Consider the following 21,415-nt stretch of genomic DNA (forward strand, 5'->3'; position numbering starts at 1 on the left):
TTATGTCCGGAATTCCCCACGATCACTACGAGCCGAAGACAAATGGCGAAAAGTGGCTGCATAGCCGCCTGCCCATCGTCGGCCTACTGTATGACACCCTAATGATCCCGACTCCCAAGAACCTGAACTGGTGGTGGATCTGGGGTATCGTTCTGGCGTTCTGCCTGGTGTTGCAAATCGTCACCGGTATCATTCTGGTGATGCACTACACCCCGCATGTCGATCTGGCCTTCGCTAGCGTCGAGCACATCATGCGCAACGTGAATGGTGGTTACTTCATCCGCTATCTGCACATGAATGGCGCGTCGCTGTTCTTTGTTGCGGTCTATATCCACATGTTCCGCGGCCTCTACTATGGCTCGTACAAAGCCCCGCGTGAGATCACGTGGATCATCGGGATGCTCATCTACCTGATGATGATGGGCACGGCCTTCATGGGCTACGTTCTGCCCTGGGGTCAGATGTCCTTCTGGGGTGCGACCGTGATCACCGGCCTGTTTGGCGCGATCCCGTTTGTGGGTGATGCGATCCAGACTTGGCTGCTGGGCGGACCGGCTGTGGACAATGCCACGCTGAACCGCTTCTTCTCGCTGCACTATCTGCTGCCGTTTATCATTGCGGCGCTGGTTATAGTGCATATCTGGGCCTTCCACACCACCGGCAACAACAACCCAACGGGTGTTGAGGTTCGCCGTGGCTCGAAAGCCGAGGCCGAGAAAGATACTCTGCCCTTCTGGCCCTACTTCGTGATCAAGGACCTGTTCGCACTGGCTGTTATCATGGTCGTGTTCTGGGCCATCGTCGGCTACATGCCGAACTACCTGGGTCACCCCGATAACTATATCGAAGCGAACCCGCTGGTTACGCCTGCGCATATCGTTCCCGAATGGTACTTCCTGCCCTTCTACGCGATCCTGCGGGCCTTCACCGGCGAAGTCTGGGTTGTACAGTTCGCCAGCTTCATCACCGGCGGCATCGTCGATGCCAAGTTCTTTGGTGTGGTTGCAATGTTCGGCGCGATCCTGGCGATGGCGCTGGCCCCGTGGCTGGACACGTCGAACGTGCGTTCGGGTCAGTATCGCCCGATGTTCAAATGGTGGTTCCTGCTGCTGATCGTCGACTTCTTTGCCCTGATGTGGCTGGGTGCGATGCCTGCGGAAGAACCCTATGCGACCTTCTCGTTGATCGCCTCGGCCTACTGGTTTGCCTATTTCTTCGTGATCCTGCCCGTACTTGGTGTGATCGAGAAGCCGCTGCCACAACCTGAAACGATCGAAGAAGACTTCAACGCGCATTATGGCAAGGCTGACGCCGAAGCCACGCCGGCCGAGTAAGAAGAGGGACCGGAAACATGTTCAAGAAACTTGCAATCGGTGCCGCGTTTGCCCTGGCCCTTGCGCCCGCCTCGACCTTTGCGGCAGGTGGCGGTGAGCAGCATATCGAAGACTATGCGTTCTCGTTCGAAGGGCCGTTTGGTACTTGGGATGAGTTCCAACTGCAGCGCGGTCTTCAGATCTACACCGAGGTTTGCGCAGCCTGTCATGGCCTGCAATATGTGCCTCTGCGTGATCTCGAAGCGCTGGGGTACTCGGAAGAACAGGTGATCGCTTATGCGGCCGCCAACTTCGAGGTGTTCGACCCTGAGCTGGACGATTTCCGCCCGGCGATTCCGACTGATCACTTCCCGGCCAACACAGGGGTTGGCGCACCTGACCTGAGCCTGATGGCCAAGGCGCGTGCAGGGTTCCACGGACCTTATGGTCTGGGGATCAACCAGCTGGTCAAAGGCATGGGTGGCGCAGAATACATCGCGTCCCTGTTGAATGGCTATACAGGAGAAGAGAAAGAAGAGGCGGGAACCATCCTGTACGAGAACAAAGCCTTCCCCGGCGGTTGGATCTCGATGGCACCGCCTCTGTCGGATGAGCAGGTCGAGTTTGCCGATGGTCACGCAAATGACGTTGAGCATATGTCGGAAGACCTGGCTGCGTTCTTGATGTGGACAGCCGAGCCAAAGTTGATCGACCGTAAGAATGCCGGTTTTGTCGGCGTGATCTTCCTGACGGTTCTGTCTGTGCTGCTGTATCTGGTGAACAAGCGCCTTTGGGCACCGCACAAGGGCAAAGCGCGTAAGGACTGATCGTTCTTATCGGATTGGAATTGGAAACCCCCGCACCATCAGGTCGCGGGGGTTTTTGCTTGAAGGTTGGTTGAAGGGGCCAGCCCCTTCTTGGCCTTTGGCCAATTCATCCCCGAGATATTTCTGGCCAGATGAAGAGTGGATCAGGCTGTGAGCTGTGTCGCAGTGTGACCGGTGACCGTTGCAGTTACGATCTGGCCTTCGGCTTGGGGCGCATCAAAGGTTACTTCGGTAAACTGTTCGGTTCGACCCATATGCGGGTTTTCCATCAGAACTTGATGGGTTTTGCCGATCTGGGAAGCGAGATGTTTGGCGACCTGTGTCTCACCGGCTTTGCGCAGACGGGCGGCGCGGGCTTTGATGATTGTGCCGTTGACCTGCTGCGGAATGCGGGCGGCTGGTGTACCGTCGCGTTTTGAGTACGGAAAGATATGCAGCCAGGTCAGATCACATTCAGTGACCAGTTTCATAGAATTCTCGAAATGAGCGTCGGATTCAGTGGGGAACCCGGCGATGATGTCGGCGCCAAAAGTCATCTCGGGTCGCAGTTTGCGCGCCTCTTCGGTGAAGCGGATGGCGTCATCGCGCAGGTGGCGGCGTTTCATCCGCTTCAGGATCAGGTCGTCGCCATGTTGCAGGGACAGGTGTAGATGCGGCATCAGGCGTGGCTCGGTCGCGATTGCCTGCATCAGATTCTCGTCCACTTCGATGGAATCGATCGAGCTGATCCGCAGGCGCGGCAGGTCTGGCGCCAGCTTCAGAATGCGCATCACCAGATCGCCCAGCTTGGGCTGCGCGGGCAGGTCCGCGCCCCATGAGGTCAGATCAACGCCGGTTAGCACAACCTCGTTGTAGCCCCTATCAACCAAACGCTTGATCTGATCCACTACGACGCCTGCGGGCACACTGCGTGAATTGCCTCGGCCATAGGGGATGATGCAAAAGGTGCAACGGTGGTCACAGCCGTTCTGGACCTGTACATAGGCACGGGATCGAGTACCGAAGCCATCGATCAGATGACCGGCGGTTTCTGTGACCGACATGATGTCATCAACCTGAAGCGCCTCGGTCTCGCCAATGAAATCTGCAGCCATCCCCTTCCAGGTATCGGGCTGCATCTTTTCGGTGTTGCCGATGACCGCGTCGACCTCATCCATTTTTGCAAAGGTCTCAGGTTCGGTTTGTGCCGCGCAGCCGGTGACAATCAGGCGCGCGTCAGGGTTTTCCCGACGCAGCCTTCGGATTTCCTGACGGGCTTTGCGGACGGCCTCGGCCGTCACCGCGCAAGTGTTCACCACGACCGCGTCGGTCAGGCCAGTCTGCTGGGACAGTTCCTTCATCGCCTCGGTTTCATAGGCGTTGAGGCGGCAGCCCAGGGTGGTGAACTTTGGGGCGCTCATCCCAAAGACCTTAGGAATTCGGGTGTCAGGGTGCCGGAAAATACATGGGCCGTTAGTCCTGTCATCCAGACGCCATCGTCGCGCCAGTCGATCCAGATGGTACCGCCATCCAGTTCGATTTGGACCTTGCGGCCCGTCAGCCCACGGCGCGCGGCCGCGACCGCTGTAGCACAGGAGGACGAGCCCGAGGCCAGGGTGATGCCAACGCCCCGCTCCCACACCCGCATCCGAATATGATCGCTACCAATGATCTGTGCCACCTGCACATTTGTGCGCTGGGGGTAGAGCGGGTGGTACTCGTACCGCGACCCGAATTCAGTGAGGGGAATCGCATCGGCGTCGTCTACGAAAAACGTACAATGTGGATTGCCCATGCCGGTCGCGGTGGGCGCGCCTTCAATTGGCAGTTCCAGCGTATCCATCTCTTCTGCCAAAGGGATGTCCCGCCAATTGAGCTGCGGTTGTCCCATATTGACCGAGGTCAGACCATCGCCTGCATCTTTGGCCGCGAGAGAGCCCCGTTCGGTGGTCAATGAGAGCTCGGACTTTCCAGCCTCGTCCATTAGAAACCGGGCAATGCAGCGCGTGGCGTTGCCGCAGGCGGCCGAGGTTGAACCATCGGCGTTATAGAACACCAGGTGCGCATCCTCAGCGCCGTTTTCGATAACGGCCAGTTGATCGAAGCCAACGCCAAACTGGCGATGCCCGATGGCCTTGGCCATAGCCGGAGTGATCGATGACGCATGTTCGCGTGCATCGACAATGACGAAGTCATTGCCCAGCCCATGCATCTTCATGAAGCGCAAACCGGTATCGAGTCTCTGTTGCATGGCGGGCATATAACGTCGGTGGAATAATGAATCCACCCTGTCGCCACGATTCGTGAAAAAAGGTCTTGACCCCCCCGCGCCACCTGCCTAAGTAGGCCGCCTATCGGGTCGCCGGAAACATCTAAAACACAGGCGAAACGAGGTGTGAAATAAGGTCTTGAACCTGATCGGGAAAATACCTTACAGAGCGCCACGGATCAGCAAGATCCAACAAAAGAGTGGGCCGTTAGCTCAGTTGGTAGAGCAACTGACTTTTAATCAGTGGGTCGCAGGTTCGAATCCTGCACGGCTCACCACTTTTTTCAAAGAACATGTTTGACGTGGCGATTCCGGGCCTGAACCATTGGGAATTGGCCTAGTGTGGAACCGGCTCACTCTGGCGGCTTGCAACCTTTGCCGAGCTGGCGGGATCCATCGGCAGAAATCTGTTCTTTATACTGTGACGCTCTGGGAATCGTGTCATATTGGGATATGGTGCCGTGTATTGCCCTTGATTTTGACGTACCCGAAAATCTGACCTCTCTTGTCACACGCGTGTAGTCAAAAGTTCAGAAAAGGCGCGTTGATTCACAAACTCGAAAGGTGACCTATGTCTTTCTCCAGCCGCAATCAGATTTCTCGCCGCCAGTTCCTCGCCACGACAACAGCAAGTGTTGCGGCTATTACGTTGCACCCGTTCTCGGCGGCTGCAGCGAGCAACCAGGCGCATCTGAGGATCATGGAAACCACTGACATTCACGTCCATGTCTTCCCCTACGACTATTACGCAGACAAACCCCGCGATACGGTTGGCCTGTCCCGCACCGCGTCGATCATCAATGAGATCCGGTCAGAGGCGACGAACTCTCTGCTGGTCGATAATGGCGACTTTCTGCAGGGCAATCCGATGGGTGACTACATCGCCTATGAACGGGGCATGAAAGAAGGCGACAGCCACCCGATCATCACTGCCTTCAACACGGTTGGCTATGATGCCGCGACACTGGGCAATCATGAGTTCAACTACGGCCTGGAGTTCTTGGACAAAGCCCTGGCAGGGGCCGAATTCCCGGTTGTTCTGGCCAATGTCGCCAAGGAAAAAGGCGCGAACCCGCGCGATGACAAAACCTTGGTGAAACCCTACGCGATCCTGGATCGCGAGATCGAAATGGGAGACGGCACCAAGCATCCGATCAAGATCGGGGTGATCGGCTTTACCCCGCCGCAGGTCATGAACTGGGATCGCAAGCACCTTGAGGGCAATGTCGAGGCCCGCGATATCGTCGAGACCGCGCAAGCTTACGTGCCCGAGATGAAGGAACAGGGTTGCGATCTGATCATTGCGCTTTCGCATTCGGGGATTGGCGAGGCCGATCATGCGGACGGGATGGAGAATGCTTCGGTCGTTCTGGCCGGGGTTGATGGTATCGACGCGCTGGTCACTGGCCACAATCACCTTGTCTTCCCATCACCAACCTTTGCGGATCGCCCTGGCATTGACGTGGAAAAGGGCACGCTGATGGGCAAGCCCGCTGTCATGGGTGGCTTCTGGGGTTCCCATCTTGGTCTGCTGGATCTGTTGTTGGAGCGGGATGGAAATCAATGGCGGGTGGTCACCACCACGTCCGAGGCGCGCCCGATTTCCAAACGCAACGAAGATCGTTCCATCACCGCTTTGGTGGGTGATGATCAGACGGTGCTCGACTCGGTTGCGCAGGATCACGATGAAACGCTGGCCTATGTCCGGCGCGCTGTTGGCAAAACCTCGGCCCCGCTGCACAGCTATTTTGCGTTGGTCGCGGATGATCCGTCCGTCCAGATCGTCTCAATCGCGCAAAAATGGTATGTCGAAGAGATGATGAAGGGTACCGAGCACGAAGGCCTGCCCATTCTGTCAGCAGCAGCGCCCTTTAAGGCCGGTGGCCGCGGTGGTCCTGAATATTACACCGATGTTCCGGTCGGTGATGTGGCCATCAAGAACGTGGCTGACCTGTATCTGTATCCCAACACAGTGCGCGCGGTGCGTGTGAACGGCGCTCAGGTCCGGGGATGGCTCGAGCGGTCGGCAGGCATGTTCAATCAGGTTGAAGTTGGTGCGGCGGATGCGATCCTGCTGAACCCGGAATTCCCGTCTTACAACTTCGACGTAATGGACGGCGTGACCTATCAGATCGACCTGTCACAACCCTCGCGCTTTGGACCGAAAGGGGAAGAGGTCAACCCAGACGCCGCCCGGATCGTGAACCTTGCCTTCAACGGTGAGCCGGTCACAGATGACATGGAGTTCATCATCGCCACTAACAATTATCGCGCCTCGGGCGGTGGGTCCTTCCCCGGCGCGTTGGGCGATACGGTCGTGTTCGAGGCCCCGGATACCAACCGCGATGTCATCGTGCGCTACATTGTCGAGCAGGGCACCATCGATCCAAAGGCAGACGCCAACTGGTCCTTTGCTCCGCTTGAGGGCACCACGGTTCTGTTTGAAACCGGCCCGAAAGCCCGCGACTATATGAGCGATGTCAAAGGGGTCACGATCGAGGATGCCGGCGAAGGTGCAGACGGGTTTGCCGCCTTCCGGATCAAACTCTGACGCCTGATCCAATTTGATGACTTCTTCCGCCACGGTAATATTGCGGTGGCGGAAGACCCAGTGGCGGAAGGCCTACAAGAAGTTACCAGTTTTTGTAATGATTTCCTGCGCATGGGTATAGGTCACTGCGTGACCTGCCCCTTCGATCACGTGGCTAACTTGATTCCGGTTCCATCTGTCAAAGCGCCTTTGCGCATCAGGATGAGGTATGGTGCTGTCTTGGTCCGCAAAGATTGCCAGAACTTTCACGTTTGAATCTGCAATCGCCTCATGCTCGGCCCTCATCTTGGATGCCAGCACTCCCTTTAATGAGGATAACAGCGCTGGGATGTACCCCCGGTACTCCAGCTCTGCCAGTTGATTCTCAAGGACAAACTGCACGTTCTTGTCATTCGGAAAGTCTCTTGCTGCTCTCTTGAACTGTTTCCACAGGGCGCAGGGTAAAAACTCTGAAATGATTGGATCGGAAAGCCTGGGAATCTGCCGGGCGACGAAGCGGGGGAACGGTTTTTGAACCGCCATGCCAGCCGGAGCAATCAGCAGAAGACGTTCGACGTCACCCGGCCGTTCGCTCACGAAACGCGCGGCAATGGCACCACCCATCGAGTATCCAACGATGTTCAGTTTTTGGTCATTCAGTTTCAGGTGTACCAGTATTTGGGTCAGTTGGCGTGTGAACAGCTCTGCCGTGTGCGCCACATTATCGGGACGGCTGGAATATCCACGCCCGTACAGATCATAGCTGAGGATGCGGTAGCCTTTCTTGCGCAGTTCGGGTTTCAGCGCGGTCCACACATAGCTTGCGGTTGACCACCCGTGAATGCAGATGAGCAAAGGTTTACCTTTGTCGTCCTCTTTGTTGTCTAACTCATAGTAGATTTGGCCATGTTCGAGGTCTAAGAAGCGCCCCGGCAAGGGTTTATGGTCATGGCCCACCATCACCTTGCGCGCGTATTCATCTTTGCGCCATTCTGAGTCCCAAATCCCCATACCCAATCTCCTTAAATCGCATCGGCGTATTCTGTCCGTCGCCGCGATTGCCATCTGAAATGTGCCATGGTGAAGGAGGCGTCGTGCCCTGAATTTCGTCACATCCGCAAAATTGCGGACCAGCTACTTCGGTCAACCACGGCTTGGTTCAGCTCAAAACATTCATTCAAATCGACCATTGCAAGGCTTTCGGCAACGGCCCGTCTGATCAGAGTATACCGGATCAAAGCACACGGCAAAGAGATCACAGATCGACTCTTCAGACTTGACTTTTGCATTGTTGCATCTGATATTTCTGTCATGACAGAAATTATTGACATATCGAAATCCAACGCATCCAGTCAGTTCATCCTATATTGGGGCGATATGGGCACCCAATGGGGCGTCAATCGATCGGTGGCGCAGATCCACGCGCTGCTGTTCCTCAGCACCAAGCCGATGAATGCGGAACAAATCTCCGAGGCGCTTGGGATCGCGCGTTCAAATGTGTCGAACTCTTTGAAAGAACTTGTCAGCTGGCGTTTGATCCGGAGGGTGCCGATTCCGGGTGAGCGGCGCGAACATTTCGAGGCCGAGACCGATGTTTGGGAGATGGTGATCCGCATCGCGCAAGGCCGCAAAGAGCGTGAGATCGATCCCGCTGCTGCAGCCATTCGCACATGTGTCGCGCAGGCTGAAAGCGAAAGTGGGCTAGAGCCGGAGGTATTGCAGCGCATGCAGGCGATGCAGGATTTCTTAAGCACGGCTGACAAGTGGTATCACGACATGCTGACGATTCCTCGGCCCAAGCTGATCATGCTTATGAAGATGGGCAGCAAAGTCGCCTCATTCCTGAAGCTCACGGGGGGCAAGCCAAGCGGCTAAAAATTTTGACCTACAATTTCTCTTCTGACGGAAATAACAGAATGTCCGAAAAACACGAAGTGCAGCCCTTTCAAAACGCGCAGCCTATTGAGGCTGATGTCAAAACGCAGCCATGTGATCGGCACCAAGGGGATATCCGTTTCTTCGAGCTGTTGGGGCAAGACGGATGGAACCGATTGCCCGCGGCGATCAGGCGGCGCTTTAGCAAACGATTGTCTGGAGGTGCCAGTCTTGTTTATCAGGGTCGCGTGTCCGAGATGCAGATGAATCTGGCCGGGCGTTTCCTGGCTTTTGTCATGCGAGCCATAGGCGCACCGCTGCCGTTTGATCGCACATCGGCCGGGCGTTCTGCCGTTGTGGTTGTCACCGAAGACGTTGCAACCGGGGGTCAATTCTGGATCCGGCAATATGGCCGGTCCTCGGGGTTTCCACAGATTGTCAGCAGCTCCAAACACTTCGACGGCCCAACAGGGTTAGAGGAATACATAGGCTATGGAATTGGCATTGCATTGCGGTTGCAAAGCACCCGGAACGCCTTGCTGTTCATCAGTGACAGCTATTTTGTGAAACTGGGCCGCAGGCGCATCCCTTTGCCCAAATGGGTATGCCCGGGCAATCTTGTCATCGGGCATGAAGAACTGGGTGATGGGCAGTTCAAGTTCACACTGGCACTGACTCATCGGCTGTTGGGTTCGGTCATATATCAGGATGCGGTCTTCTTCGATGCCGAGATCGTTGAGGCGACCGATGCCTGATCTTCCAAACCACACCATGAAGGTTGTGATCATCGGTGGATATGGCGTCTTTGGTGCGTTGACTGCCCGTTTGCTTGCGCGCGATGGGCATCAACTGTGGTTGGCCGGCCGGCAACCTTCGAAGGGTTGCGCTCTTGCCCGAGAACTCGGGGCAGAGACCCTGGCGGTCGATATTCACTCTGCACCCGAAATCATTTTCAGTGTCGCGCCGGATGTTGTCATAGATGCGGCGGGGCCGTTCCAACATTATGGCCAGGATCCATATCTTGTCCCGCGCTTATGTGTTCAGCACGGCTGCCATTATCTGGATTTGTCCGACAGTTCAGAATTCACAATGGGTATCGCGCGGCTGAACGCACAGGCCGAGGCGGCAAATGTCTTTGTGCTTTCGGGCGCGTCCAGCGTACCGGGCCTGTCCTCGATCATCGTTGACGATCTGATAGACGGGCTGGACAAGATCGACCTTATCGACATTGCAATACTGCCGGGCAACCGGGCGCCGCGCGGGATGTCGGTGATCAAGAGCATTGTCAGCGGCGTTGGCCGCCCCTCACAGGTTCTTCGGGATGGCAGTTGGCAGACCGTGCGGGGCTGGACAGATCGCAAAATCTACTCGCTTGCGCCGGGTCTGCGGCGTGCTGGTTATTTCGTGGACGTCCCCGACATTCACCTGCTGCCAGACAGGATTGCCGCCTCAACCGTCATGTTTCGGGCGGGTTTGGAACTAGGCGTGATGAATGCATCTCTGTCCGCATTGGCCTGGTTCCGCCGCCGCTGGCGCCTTTCCCTGCCCGAAACGGCGTATTCGGCGCTCTACTGGTTGTCGAAAGCGCTCTATCCGTTTGGAACAGATCGCGGGGGGATGCAGGTGCATGTCACGGGGCGGAAAAACGGTCAGAACATTAACCGCACATGGACTCTGATCGCCGAGGACGGAGATGGCCCGTTTGTGCCGGGTATCACCTGTCGTGCAATCCTGCGCGGGAATGTCAAACCGCGTTCAGGTGCGCGCCCATGTTTGGCTGAGATGCCCAGAGTCGTTGTTGAAGACGCCATGAGCGATCTGGCGATTGCCATTCGGTTGGACAAGACGGTCTAACCCAGCCCTTCTTGATCGGTTTTTGCGAAGGAATTATCTGGTCCAGATGACAGTTCAGAACAACAACAGTGTGGTTCGAAAACGACTTTGGGCGCTGGCTATCTTCATTGGTGCGCTATGGGCGATACAGGTCATCAACTGGGCGCTGGGCTATCGTTTGAACCTGGCCTTCGGTTTGATCCCCCGGCATATCGGCGGGATTGACGGGATTTTCGGGATGCCGGTTCTGCACGCCAGCTTCTCTCATCTCATGTCCAACACACCGCCACTTGTGTTGATGGGCGCGTTGCTTGCGCTGACCGCAACGCGCGCGCTTCTGTTGGTGAATGCCGTCATTATCGCCCTAGGCGGCGCGCTCGTTTGGCTTTTTGGTAGCAACGCCATCCATATCGGCGCATCTGGTCTGGTGTTTGGATGGTTCGGGTTTCTTGTCGCGCGTGGTGTGGTCGACAGGTCTCTGGTGACGCTCGGGGCCGCGCTCTTGGTGGCTTTGGTCTATGGTTCGATCATCTGGGGTGTTTTGCCCGGCCAACCGGGTGTCTCGTGGGAGGCGCATCTATTTGGTGCCCTGGCCGGAGCCGTTGCAGCCCTTGTGATCCGCACCCATGTTCATGCGCCGCGTATCTCGAATGTCGAACAATGATAGGGGCGTCCGATAAGGACGACTGGAAGAGACATGCTTGCGGTCATCTTTGGCTCGATCCCTAAAAACGATAGCTGATTGCGGGCTTGCCGGCCGGGTAAGCATTTAAGATCGCGGGTGGGGTTGAATTCAAGTCTCGTATGATACATCTGTGTCTCATGAGTGTAATTCGTCCAACCACCAAAGATGCCATCATCGAAGCCGCGTTCGAGGTTTTTTCGCAAAACCAAGCCGCCTCACTTGGCGATGTCGCACAGCATGCCGGCGTGGGCCGTGCGACGCTGCATCGGCATTTCCCCGGACGGCCCGAACTGATGCGCGCCTTGGCAAAGATTGCAATGGCCGAACTTGATGAAGCCGTTGAACAGGCCACGGCAGATGCAACAAGCTATGAAGAAGGCTTTCGGCTGTCACTGTACGCAATTGTTCCACTGGCAAACCGTCAGTTGTTTCTGGCCAATGAGGGGTTGGAGGCAGACCCTGAAATAGCCGCAGCCTATGACAAAGGCCTTCAGGAGCTTCGGCGCGATGTCGACGCGGCCAAACAAGAAGGCGCGTTTGACCCGAACGTTCCAACTGACTGGATTGTCGAGGCCTATGAAAACCTCATCTACGCCGCCTGGTCCCTTGTCCAATCCGGCGAGGCAACAGCCAAGCAAGCTGCCGATTTGGCCTGGCGGACACTTTCCCAAGGATTGAAAGGAGAGGCGTCATGAACCTCGAAACCCTGACCACACAGATCGACGAGGTGTTCTTTCTGATCGGCGCTGCGATCTTGTTGATCGAAATCGCCGAGATGATTTTCAAAGGCGATTTCAAAGCCAAGACCTTTGGCGAAATGCTGGCAAGCGCATCGACCCAGATCCCGTATCTGTTGGTCGAAACCTTTGTTCTGACTGGGGCCTACGGGCTGTATTGGATCATCTCTCAGGGTCTGCCATGGACCATCCCCGTGACCTGGTGGAGCGTGATTTTGGTGATCGTGCTGGCCGACATCACCTATTATTGGGAACACCGGATTGCCCACGAGGTGCGCCTGCTTTGGACCCAGCATGCGGTGCATCATTCCTCGCGCGATATGAACATCATCACCGGTATCCGATTTGGCCCCTTGGAAGGCGTATGGTCCCTGATCGCCCATATTCCGCTGGCCCTTATGGGGTTCGCACCCGAGGCAATTGTGTTTGGCGTGATCGCAGTGCTGGCTTATCAGACATGGCTGCACACGGAACTGATCGGCAAGCTGGGGCCGGTTGAATATGTGATGAACACGCCGTCTCATCACCGTGTCCACCACGGGTGTGATGACAAGTATCTGGACAAAAATTATGGTGGTATCTTCATCATCTGGGATCGGATCTGGGGCACATTCCAGATCGAGGAAGAGACCCCCCGCTATGGCCTGACACGCGATTTTGACAGCCGGAACCCGATCAAAGTCTGGTTCTCGGAATGGCCGGACCTGATCCGGGATATTGCCCGGTCAAAGAGCATCCAAGAAGCTTTCTCTACTCTGATCAGGCCTCCGGGCTGGGAGCCGAAGAAGTGATCAGACGCGGGGTTACAATGGATCGCAGAGATTTCATAGCCGCAGCTTTGGGTGCCTTGACGTCTGGCTTTGTGCCCATTGCCGGGGCTGCAAAAGGCACACGTACTGCAACCGGATACATCCGAACAAATTGGAGCCGCGATCCATATAGCCTTGGGTCCTATTCCTATCTTGCCAAAGGATCGTGGCGTAAGGATCACGCAGCCCTTGGCCGTCCAGTCGGTGATCGTCTGTTTTTTGCAGGCGAGGCCACCCATCCATCCTATAACAGCACGGTGCATGCCGCCTATGAATCCGGGATCATGGCGTCAGAGGCGGTTTCTGAAACAGGTGCCAAAACCGTTGCTATCATTGGCGCGGGGATGAGCGGGCTTGCCGCCGCGGATGCGCTGGCAAGGCGCGGATATGATATCACGATCTGGGAAGCGCGCGACCGTATTGGTGGACGCATCTGGACCGACAATCGCCTTGGCGCAGCGCTTGATCTGGGCGCGAGCTGGATACACGGCACCGATGGCAATCCGCTAACACAGCTTGCGAAATCACAGGGCGTAGCAACCCTGGCAACGACGGATAGCTATGTCATTCGTGGCAGTGATGGGCGCGAAATACCGGTTGATGATACCCCTGATTGGGTTGATAATGTTGTGTCCGTTCAGCACAGCGCAGGCGCGGATACTGCCGAGATCAATGTCTTGGCCTATCTGCGAGATACTGACTATGGCGGGGAAGAGGTAGTCTTCCCGGGGGGCTATGCACAGCTGCTCGACGCGTTTTCCAACGACTTCGACATCCAGTTGAATCGCGAATTGGCGCGTGTCGAGTTTGATGGCGAAGGCGTTCGATTGGAAGACAAGGCCGGGCAATCGGACAGGTTCGACACAGTTATCGTGACGGTTCCGTTGGGTGTGCTGAAACAGGGTTCGATCACCTTCTCTCCGCCTTTGCCAGCTGAAAAGCAAAGCGCCATCGCAAGTCTTGGTATGGGGACGTTAGACAAAGTGTATCTGCGGTATAAAGATGTCTTCTGGGATGCCGACAAAACATGGATCATCACACCGGAAACCGGTTTGCCGCAGGGCCAATTCAACCAATGGCTAAACCTTTATCCCTATACCGGGCAGCCGATCATCATGGCCTTTAACGGCGCACAGCCTGCGCGGGATTTGGCGAATTTGTCTGATGCAAAGATTGTCGAACGCGCCCAGAAAACACTCGACACTGCATATCCTATTTTTGATTAGCGGTCGCCGCACCTCTGCAAGGCGTCGTATTCTCTTAAATCTGGCGTTCCCAATCCTTATTCAGCAGTGACGGCCAGTTTCAAAAGCTGCGCTGCAGAGCTTTCTATTTCCGCCCAGTATTGTAATAAGTTCTACCAAACCGAAGAGCGGCATCATGACTGGTGATTGATGACGCCTACAGATCGTAAATCAAGGCCGTTAAAGTAGCTTTACAAACACCCGGTATTTCAATCTTCTTGCGCGCAGCGCCTCTGGGCCAGTTGAAGATTGTATCTGAAATTTTGGAGTATTCCTGTGCTTTCCAACAATGGTTTTCAAGGTGGTCAGGGCGACCCGGGAGAGTTTGTCAGCATATGGCTGGTGATCCGGCGCAATCTGCTTCCTGTGGCCTTCCTGTTTGGAATCGCAGTGATTTTGACGTCTCTGTACATGCGGACGGTTCCCGACAGGTACCGCACCGTCGCCCAGATGGTGCTGTCTTTGTCAGAGACACGATACAGTGACACGACGGGGCGTCTTGAAACCATTGAACTGGGTCGATCAAGTATCGAGACCGAGATCGAAAAGCTCAAATCGCGCGATTTCGCGGGTCAAGTGGCGGAAACACTGGGCCTGTTTGAGGATGATAGTTTCGTTTCGCGCATAAACCCCGATACCGGGCTCGAACAACCTGCGGCGCTGCATCGCGAGGCTGTGATTGACAAAGTTCTGGGCTCATACAGCCTGTCCCGCGCTGGCGAAAGCTTAGCGATTTCGGTGGAGGGTCGGTCCACAGATGCCGAACTGTCTGCTGCTTTGGCCAATACGGTCATCACGCAGTACATAAGTAACGAGCTTGGCGAACGTATTAATCGTTTGGACAAAAACATCGATGACGTACGGCGGCGTGTCAATTTGCTGGGCGAAGAACTTACCAGCAACGAAGCGGACCTGGCGAATTTTATCCGCTCGGACAATCTGGATGACGAGCAGCTGTTGGACCAATTGCGCAGCGCGGCCGAGCGGGCCCGCACCATCCTGTCCATTGGTCTGGAGCAAAACGTTCCACCGGAAGAAGAACTGGTGTTGCGTGAAGAACTGGCCGCCGCTGAGGAACGGCTTCAACTCAGAACCCGGCAAGAGCTGACGCTGCTGCGTAAGGAGCGGGAAATCGAGCTGCTCAGGTCGCGGTATCAGGCCTCGGTTGATGAGTTGAATCTGCTGGAAACCCGAAGCGGCCAGATCGAAGCAGGCACAAGCCAGGTGTCCGTCGCCCGCGTTCCGCAAGTGCCATACGCGCCCAATCGTGCGCTGACAGTTGCCCTGGCCGGAGCGATGTCGATCATGATCGGCTTTGTTCTGGCACTGATCCGGGAAGGGCTTGATCGAACAATCAAGACCGAGAAACAGATTTTCAATGCGACAGGGCTGCAGAATCTTGGCTATTTCGTAAAGCAGAAATACGGGCCAAAAGGGCGTGCTGCTGCCGTGTTCGAACCGATTGAGAACCCACGGACCCCTCTGGCAGAAACGGCACGCGGGATTCTGACCAACTGCATCAAGTTTCAACACTCGAAGGTGGTATTGGTTTCATCGGCGCTGCCCAACGAAGGGAAATCATTCATCAGTACGGTGCTGGCGACCACGGCGGCCGCAGATGGAATGAATGTCGCCCTTGTTGATCTGGATGTGTACCGAAAAGGGGCAACCAAGCTTCTGATCCCGGACAGCGCTGATATCAAATGCTCGGACCTGTACTCGTATGACATCGTTCCGCAACAGGTTGTTGGCGCCCAGGATGCGCCGGGTAAGCTGGACCTGATCACGGTCGAATCCCCAACGCGCGAGCTGACAGATGATGCCGAAATGAAGCTGCGCAAGCTGAAGGACACGCTGACATCCAGGTACGATCTGGTGGTGATCGATACCCCGCCCGCGCTGGTCATGGATGAGGTCTATCGGAACAACACTTTGATCGATGCCGCGATCCTTGTGGTTCGCTGGGGCAGATCGCCCCAAGACGCCGTGCAGGCGGTCACGCGGCGCCTATCTCAGGCCGATGTCAATGTCATCGGAACCATCTTGAATGACGTCGATCCCAAAAAGTTCCGCTGGATCGGATATGAAGGCTACTATGGGCACTATGACTATTACAAATAGCGCCTTGGAGATCGGCGGTTAGCAGGCTCGACCGGGGAAGGTGACATCCACGCGATGACATAGGTTGAATGACAAGATGATCAGCAGCGAAACACTCAAGCGACCTCGGTCATCGTTGGAAAGCGCCGAGTTTTTCTGCGTCGTCCTGGGTGTGCTGTTTTCGTCTTTTGCGTCTTTGCGTCATCCCGGTGCCTCCTTCACGGTCAGCGATTTTTTTATCACCTTCGGGCTTTTGTTCCGATTTATCAGGGCCATCCCGCTATACCCGATGCAGGCAGCCTCTTCGATGTGGTGGCTGGGTATCGCGATGCTGATGACCGGGCTGCTGATCGGCAGCATCGCCTATGGCGATCCGGTGGATGCTGTGGTTGTCCTGATCCAGTACTTCTTTTCATTTGTCGCATTGCCGCTCGCCATTCTTGGCCGCCCGCACAAAGAGGCGGTATTGCTCGCCAAAATGGGCGTTATGTCCGTTGTCATAAGCTGCCTTGTCGGCCTTGGCGCCTATTCAATCGGGTATAATGGCGGGCACCGACGGCAGCTTGCGCTTGTTGCAGGCAACAACCGACTGACGGGTTTGACCGACAACGCCAACGCCTTTGCGGCAATCATCGTGCTGTGGTTCCCGGTGCTTTGGTATCTCGGCTTGGTGCGCGCCTATAAGATGATTACATTTGCGTGTTTCTTCGCCTTGACCTTTACCGGGCTCATCTTCACCAGCTCCAACTCGAATCTGGCAGGGGCGCTGATCAGCGGCGCCATCTATCTGTTCTTGCTAGGAAAATTCCGTATTTTCTTTATCTGGTCGGCGGTGTTTGCCGTGACTGCCTGGGTGGGCATTACATTTGCCGACAAGATCCTACCGCAGAAATTTGTCGAACGCGTTCTCAGCCCACTTCAGCAAGGGAATATCGAGGGTGTCGGCACCTTCAGTGATCGTGCTGAGCTGATGATCGAGGCCTGGCGGTTCCTGCCCGACTACTATGTTCTGGGCATGGGGGCCGAGCAGTACCGCGAACTCAGTTCACATGATCTGCCGGTCCATAATCTGTATCTGCTGCTGGCCAACGAAGGTGGCCTGATGTCATTGATGGGTCTGCTGTTTTTGTATCTGGCAGCGATTACCTATGCCACTCTGGCGGGCCCCGATACGCCGTATAGAACCGCGGCGCGCACGACGGTCATAACGGCGACGCTGACCTTTGCTGCGTTGATGGTGAGCTTCACCCACATCTACCATCGCGCGTATCTGGTGCCGTGGATTGTCTCAATCGGGCTTTTGTACAGCCCGATGCGCCCGGATTGGCTGCATAAGGCGCAGGTACGTGGCGGAACTTGACGCCTGCGCATTGCAGCAGGTGTTCGGATGGGCTGCAAGTTGAACGTAAGTAGCAAGCTCAATGAAACCGAGCGGTCGTATCTATCTATGTTCGGAAGAAATGGTGCCCAGGAGAGGACTCGAACCTCCACGTCCATACGGACACTAGCACCTGAAGCTAGCGCGTCTACCAATTCCGCCACCTGGGCAGGTGTCGTGAAGGGGCGTTTAAGCCCAGCGACGGAGGGCGTCAACCGGATTCGGGAAGAATCCTGAAAGTTTTTTGAACCCGCTGATCCGGACCCTAGATTGGACAAAAGACAATGGGTATTGCGTGGCGATTTAGCGCCTTGTTCTGGGGCTGAGTGGGCGTTAGGTCTATGGCGTACACTTCGAACAGGAGGCCTCTCATGTCCAAACTGGTCACGATCTATGGCGGGTCAGGTTTTGTCGGTCGCTACATCGCGCGGCGCATGGCGGGTGAGGGGTGGCGTGTCCGGGTAGCGGTACGGCGCCCGAATGAGGCGATGTTTGTTAAACCCTATGGCGTTGTTGGTCAGGTCGAGCCGGTCTTGTGCAACATTCGCGATGACGCATCCGTTGCGCAAGCGATGCACGGCGCGGATGCGGTTGTGAACTGCGTGGGCGTTCTGAATGAGTTGGGCAAGAATGAATTCCCGGCGGTTCAGGCCGAAGGTGCCGAACGTATCGCAAGATTGGTTGCCGCGCAGGGTATTTCCCGGATGGTGCATCTGTCCTCGATCGGGGCGGATGCGGATGCCCAAAGCGAATATTCCCGCACCAAAGCGCAGGGTGAAGCTGGCGTGCTTCAGCATATGCCCGGTGCTGTGATCCTGCGGCCGTCGATCATCTTTGGTACGGAAGATCAGTTCTTTAACCGCTTTGCCAGTATGGCGCGCATGGGTCCGTTCCTGCCACTGGTCGGTGCGGAAACGCAGTTTCAACCGGTCTATGTGGATGATGTGGCGCAGGCGGCGGTCAAGGGCGTTTTGGGGCAGGCAACGACTGGTGTCTATGAGCTTGGCGGGCCCGAAGTGAAGACCTTCCGCGCGTTGATGCAGCAGATGCTTGAGGTGATCCACCGTCGTCGGATCATTCTGGGTGTGCCCTTCTTTGTGGCAAAGATCATGGCCGGTGTACTGGACATTGTGAAATTCGTCAGCTTTCAGCTGTTCCCCAACAATATCCTGACCCGCGACCAGCTCAAGAGCTTGCGTCACGACAATGTGGTCTCGGATGGGGCTATGTCCTTCAAGGAGTTGGGTATCGAGCCAACGACACTGGCGTCGGTACTGCCGGAGTATCTGTGGAAATTCCGTCCCTCGGGTCAGTATGATGACATTCAGAATTCAGCCAACAATCTGCGAACTTGATCAGCTGTAGGCGACTGCTAACAGGATAATGCCCAGAACCACGCGATAGATCACGTAAGGCGTGAAGCTGACGCTGCGCAACAGGCGCATCATCAGGCTTAGGGCCAGCAGTGCCGAGACGAAGGCGAAGGCCGCAGCGATTGCTCCGTCTTTTGCAAGCTGCGCGTCCGCCTGCTGGATAACATCCACTGATAACAAAACCCCCGAGGCGATGATGGTCGGGATCGACATCAGCATGGCGATCCGGGCGCCGTCCTCGCGCGTATACCCAAGCTGGCGTGCGCCGGTGATCGTGATGCCCGAACGCGAAGTGCCGGGGATCAGGGCGACGGCCTGCCACAGGCCCATGACAATTGCATCACGCAGACCCCAATCCTGTGCGGTTTTGGTTTGCGGTCCCTTTTGATCCATCCAATAGAGCAACAGGCCAAACAAAAGCATCGTCCAGCCTATCACCGCGATAGAACGCAATGCCTCGGCCAGTCCCGTTAGATAGAGGATCAGCCCAGCAATCACAGTTGGGATCGTTGCGATGATAAGCCCAAGTGCCAGCCGTGATTGCGGGGTATCCGTACGACCCAACAGGGCACGCGGCAAGCCGAGGATGGCATCTTTCACGTCGCTCCAGAAATATAACACGACCGCGCCCAGCGTGCCCACATGAACAGCGACATCGATAGTTTGGCCTTGATCCTGCATCCCTGTCAGGTTTGGCAGCAGGATCAAGTGACCTGATGAAGATATTGGCAGAAACTCTGTAAGTCCCTGAATGACCGCCACCAGAATCAAGTGAAAGAGACTCATTGAACCTGCCGTACCGCTACCGTTTTGTGTTCAGGTTCATGGGTATTCCGGCGCCCGTAAAAAGGAAAGCAGGTTGATAGGTCCGAAGCGGAACTAAAATTAGCGCGAAAACTCGCTAGAATCTCTCTTTGCGAGCACTTTTTCTAAATTAGGTCAGTATAATTGACTTTTCATCTGAAATCGCATCTCGTAAAGAATGCCGACCAAGCCAATTCATGGAGTCTGACCCGTGGCCAAGCAACCGATGCTGAAATTTGTGCAGATCGACCGTGCCATGCCCGAAAAGCGTGCCGCCGATGACCGTAGAGAAGATTTTGATGAAATCTATGCGGAATTCGCTGCAGAAAAAGCGGCAGAGCAGGCCAGCCGGTGCAGCCAGTGTGGTGTACCTTATTGCCAGTCACATTGTCCATTGCACAACAATATTCCTGATTGGCTGAACCTGACAGCAACCGGCCGCCTGGAAGAGGCTTACCAGACCAGTCAGGCCACCAATACCTTCCCCGAGATTTGCGGTCGTATTTGCCCGCAGGACCGCTTGTGTGAAGGCAATTGTGTGATCGAACAGTCGGGACACGGCACCGTCACCATCGGCACGATCGAGAAATACATTACTGATACCGCCTGGGACAAAGGCTGGGTACAGCCCGTTGTTCCAGCTTCTGAGCGCGGTGAAAGCGTTGGCATTATCGGCGGCGGCCCGGGCGGGTTGGCTGCGGCGGATATGCTGCGGCGCGCGGGTGTTCAGGTTACAGTCTATGACCGCTATGACCGTGCGGGCGGATTGATGATGTACGGAATTCCAGGCTTTAAATTAGAAAAAGACGTCGTACAGCGCCGCAACGACCTGTTGGCAGATGGCGGGGTCAAATTTGTTCTGAACTGCGATGTGGACGCAGCTAAGTTTGATGAAATTCGGGCGCAGCACGACGCGGTCATCATTGCTACAGGTGTATACAAATCGCGCGATCTGTCGATGCCGGGAAGCGGGCTGAATGGGATCGAAAAGGCGATCGATTTCCTGACTGCTTCGAACCGTAAAAGCTTTGGCGACGACGTCGAAGATTTCGACAATGGCCGCTTGAACGCTGCGGGCAAGAAGGTCGTTGTGATCGGCGGCGGCGACACCGCGATGGATTGCGTGCGCACCTCGATCCGACAAGGAGCGATTTCGGTCAAATGCCTGTATCGGCGCGACCGCGCGAATATGCCCGGCTCGCAGCGCGAAACACAAAACGCCGAGGAAGAAGGCGTTGTGTTCGAATGGCTGAGTGCGCCAAAGGGCTTCACCGGCGATGACAATGTCACTGGTGTGATGGTGCAGAAAATGCGCTTGGGTCAGCCTGACGCATCTGGCCGCCAAGCGCCCGAGGTGATCGAAGGCGCGGACTATGTTGAAGACGCCGATCTCGTGATCAAGGCGCTGGGTTTTGAGCCCGAGGACCTGCCGACCCTGTTTGGCCAGCCCGATCTGCCCGTGACCCGCTGGGGCACCGTCAAGGCGGCTTTCCAGACGGGTGAGACCGAAATGGACGGTGTCTATGCCATCGGAGATATCGTGCGTGGCGCCTCTCTGGTCGTTTGGGCGATCCGCGATGGGCGCGATTGTGCCGACGCGATCATCGAACGGTTCAACGCCAAAGCTGCAATTGCGGCCGAGTGATCAACGCCCCGCGA

General features: G+C 56.1%; 18 protein-coding genes and 2 tRNA genes. 15 read left to right on the plus strand and 5 right to left on the minus strand.

What is annotated here, in order from left to right; translation table 11 throughout:
- The first annotated feature begins 2 nt into the window (after window positions 1–2).
- Window positions 3–1,334 carry a cytochrome b gene (gene petB, locus ACR0JX_RS18720; protein WP_170534382.1) on the plus strand — a complete coding sequence of 444 codons (1,332 nt, stop codon included), beginning with the start codon at window positions 3–5 and terminating at the stop codon, window positions 1,332–1,334.
- Between the two features lie 17 nt (window positions 1,335–1,351).
- On the plus strand, window positions 1,352–2,140 hold the full coding sequence (locus ACR0JX_RS18725; protein ID WP_170534384.1) for a cytochrome c1: 789 nt from the start codon (window positions 1,352–1,354) through the stop codon (window positions 2,138–2,140).
- A 143-nt stretch (window positions 2,141–2,283) separates the two neighbouring features.
- On the opposite strand, the gene mtaB is transcribed toward ACR0JX_RS18725, so the two are convergent.
- Both mtaB and dapF read right to left on the minus strand, forming a co-directional pair.
- Window positions 2,284–3,540 carry a tRNA (N(6)-L-threonylcarbamoyladenosine(37)-C(2))-methylthiotransferase MtaB gene (gene mtaB, locus ACR0JX_RS18730; protein ID WP_480545277.1) on the minus strand — a complete coding sequence of 419 codons (1,257 nt, stop codon included), beginning with the start codon at window positions 3,538–3,540 and terminating at the stop codon, window positions 2,284–2,286.
- On the minus strand, window positions 3,537–4,379 hold the full coding sequence (gene dapF / locus ACR0JX_RS18735) for a diaminopimelate epimerase (protein ID WP_480545278.1): 843 nt from the start codon (window positions 4,377–4,379) through the stop codon (window positions 3,537–3,539). Before dapF ends, mtaB begins: the two co-directional genes overlap by 4 nt.
- A 211-nt stretch (window positions 4,380–4,590) precedes the next feature.
- On the opposite strand from dapF, the gene ACR0JX_RS18740 reads away from it, so the two are divergent.
- A tRNA-Lys gene (locus ACR0JX_RS18740) sits at window positions 4,591–4,666 on the plus strand.
- 293 nt (window positions 4,667–4,959) lie between these two features.
- Window positions 4,960–6,939 carry a bifunctional 2',3'-cyclic-nucleotide 2'-phosphodiesterase/3'-nucleotidase gene (locus tag ACR0JX_RS18745; RefSeq protein ID WP_480545279.1) on the plus strand — a complete coding sequence of 660 codons (1,980 nt, stop codon included), beginning with the start codon at window positions 4,960–4,962 and terminating at the stop codon, window positions 6,937–6,939.
- Between the two features lie 72 nt (window positions 6,940–7,011).
- On the opposite strand, the gene ACR0JX_RS18750 is transcribed toward ACR0JX_RS18745, so the two are convergent.
- Window positions 7,012–7,983 (minus strand): alpha/beta fold hydrolase, encoded by a 972-nt coding sequence (locus ACR0JX_RS18750; protein WP_480545280.1) that lies wholly within the window; start codon window positions 7,981–7,983, stop codon window positions 7,012–7,014.
- A gap of 246 nt (window positions 7,984–8,229) precedes the next feature.
- Between ACR0JX_RS18750 and ACR0JX_RS18755 the strand changes: the two genes are divergently transcribed.
- The 9 genes from ACR0JX_RS18755 (at window position 8,230) to ACR0JX_RS18795 (ending at window position 17,561) form a co-directional block, all read left to right on the plus strand.
- Window positions 8,230–8,793, plus strand: a complete 564-nt coding sequence (locus tag ACR0JX_RS18755; RefSeq protein WP_480545281.1) for a GbsR/MarR family transcriptional regulator — start codon at window positions 8,230–8,232, stop codon at window positions 8,791–8,793.
- A gap of 41 nt (window positions 8,794–8,834) precedes the next feature.
- Window positions 8,835–9,548, plus strand: coding sequence for a DUF4166 domain-containing protein (locus ACR0JX_RS18760; protein ID WP_480545282.1), 714 nt, complete (start codon window positions 8,835–8,837; stop codon window positions 9,546–9,548).
- Complete coding sequence (locus ACR0JX_RS18765) at window positions 9,541–10,647, plus strand: saccharopine dehydrogenase family protein (RefSeq protein WP_480545283.1); 1,107 nt, start codon at window positions 9,541–9,543, stop codon at window positions 10,645–10,647. The genes ACR0JX_RS18760 and ACR0JX_RS18765 overlap by 8 nt, the downstream gene beginning before the upstream one ends.
- Before the next feature lie 46 nt (window positions 10,648–10,693).
- Window positions 10,694–11,290, plus strand: coding sequence for a rhomboid family intramembrane serine protease (locus ACR0JX_RS18770; protein ID WP_480545284.1), 597 nt, complete (start codon window positions 10,694–10,696; stop codon window positions 11,288–11,290).
- Window positions 11,291–11,448: 158 nt separating this feature from the next.
- Complete coding sequence (locus ACR0JX_RS18775) at window positions 11,449–12,006, plus strand: TetR/AcrR family transcriptional regulator (RefSeq protein WP_480545285.1); 558 nt, start codon at window positions 11,449–11,451, stop codon at window positions 12,004–12,006.
- The gene (locus ACR0JX_RS18780; protein WP_480545286.1) at window positions 12,003–12,839 is read left to right on the plus strand and encodes a sterol desaturase family protein; all 837 of its coding nucleotides are present in this window, start codon (window positions 12,003–12,005) and stop codon (window positions 12,837–12,839) included. Before ACR0JX_RS18775 ends, ACR0JX_RS18780 begins: the two co-directional genes overlap by 4 nt.
- Window positions 12,840–12,856: 17 nt before the next feature.
- Entirely contained in the window at window positions 12,857–14,083 is a 1,227-nt protein-coding gene (locus ACR0JX_RS18785) for a flavin monoamine oxidase family protein (RefSeq protein WP_480545287.1), read from the plus strand.
- Window positions 14,084–14,377: 294 nt separating this feature from the next.
- A complete protein-coding gene (locus ACR0JX_RS18790) occupies window positions 14,378–16,222 on the plus strand; it encodes a GumC family protein (protein ID WP_480545288.1) in 1,845 nt (614 codons plus the stop codon).
- Between the two features lie 76 nt (window positions 16,223–16,298).
- Complete coding sequence (locus ACR0JX_RS18795) at window positions 16,299–17,561, plus strand: O-antigen ligase family protein (protein ID WP_480545289.1); 1,263 nt, start codon at window positions 16,299–16,301, stop codon at window positions 17,559–17,561.
- Window positions 17,562–17,662: 101 nt separating this feature from the next.
- Here the strand turns inward: ACR0JX_RS18795 and ACR0JX_RS18800 are convergent.
- Window positions 17,663–17,749, minus strand: a tRNA-Leu gene (locus tag ACR0JX_RS18800).
- Between the two features lie 201 nt (window positions 17,750–17,950).
- On the opposite strand from ACR0JX_RS18800, the gene ACR0JX_RS18805 reads away from it, so the two are divergent.
- Window positions 17,951–18,934, plus strand: a complete 984-nt coding sequence (locus tag ACR0JX_RS18805) for a complex I NDUFA9 subunit family protein (RefSeq protein ID WP_480545290.1) — start codon at window positions 17,951–17,953, stop codon at window positions 18,932–18,934.
- Here the strand turns inward: ACR0JX_RS18805 and ACR0JX_RS18810 are convergent, their stop codons facing one another.
- Window positions 18,935–19,738 carry an undecaprenyl-diphosphate phosphatase gene (locus ACR0JX_RS18810; RefSeq protein WP_480545291.1) on the minus strand — a complete coding sequence of 268 codons (804 nt, stop codon included), beginning with the start codon at window positions 19,736–19,738 and terminating at the stop codon, window positions 18,935–18,937. It abuts the gene before it with no gap.
- Between the two features lie 229 nt (window positions 19,739–19,967).
- Here ACR0JX_RS18810 and ACR0JX_RS18815 point away from each other — a divergent pair, with 229 nt between their 5' ends.
- Entirely contained in the window at window positions 19,968–21,401 is a 1,434-nt protein-coding gene (locus ACR0JX_RS18815) for an NAD(P)-dependent oxidoreductase (RefSeq protein ID WP_480545292.1), read from the plus strand.
- The last annotated feature ends 14 nt before the right edge of the window (window positions 21,402–21,415 follow it).

The organism is Ruegeria sp. AH7, assembly GCF_056541325.1.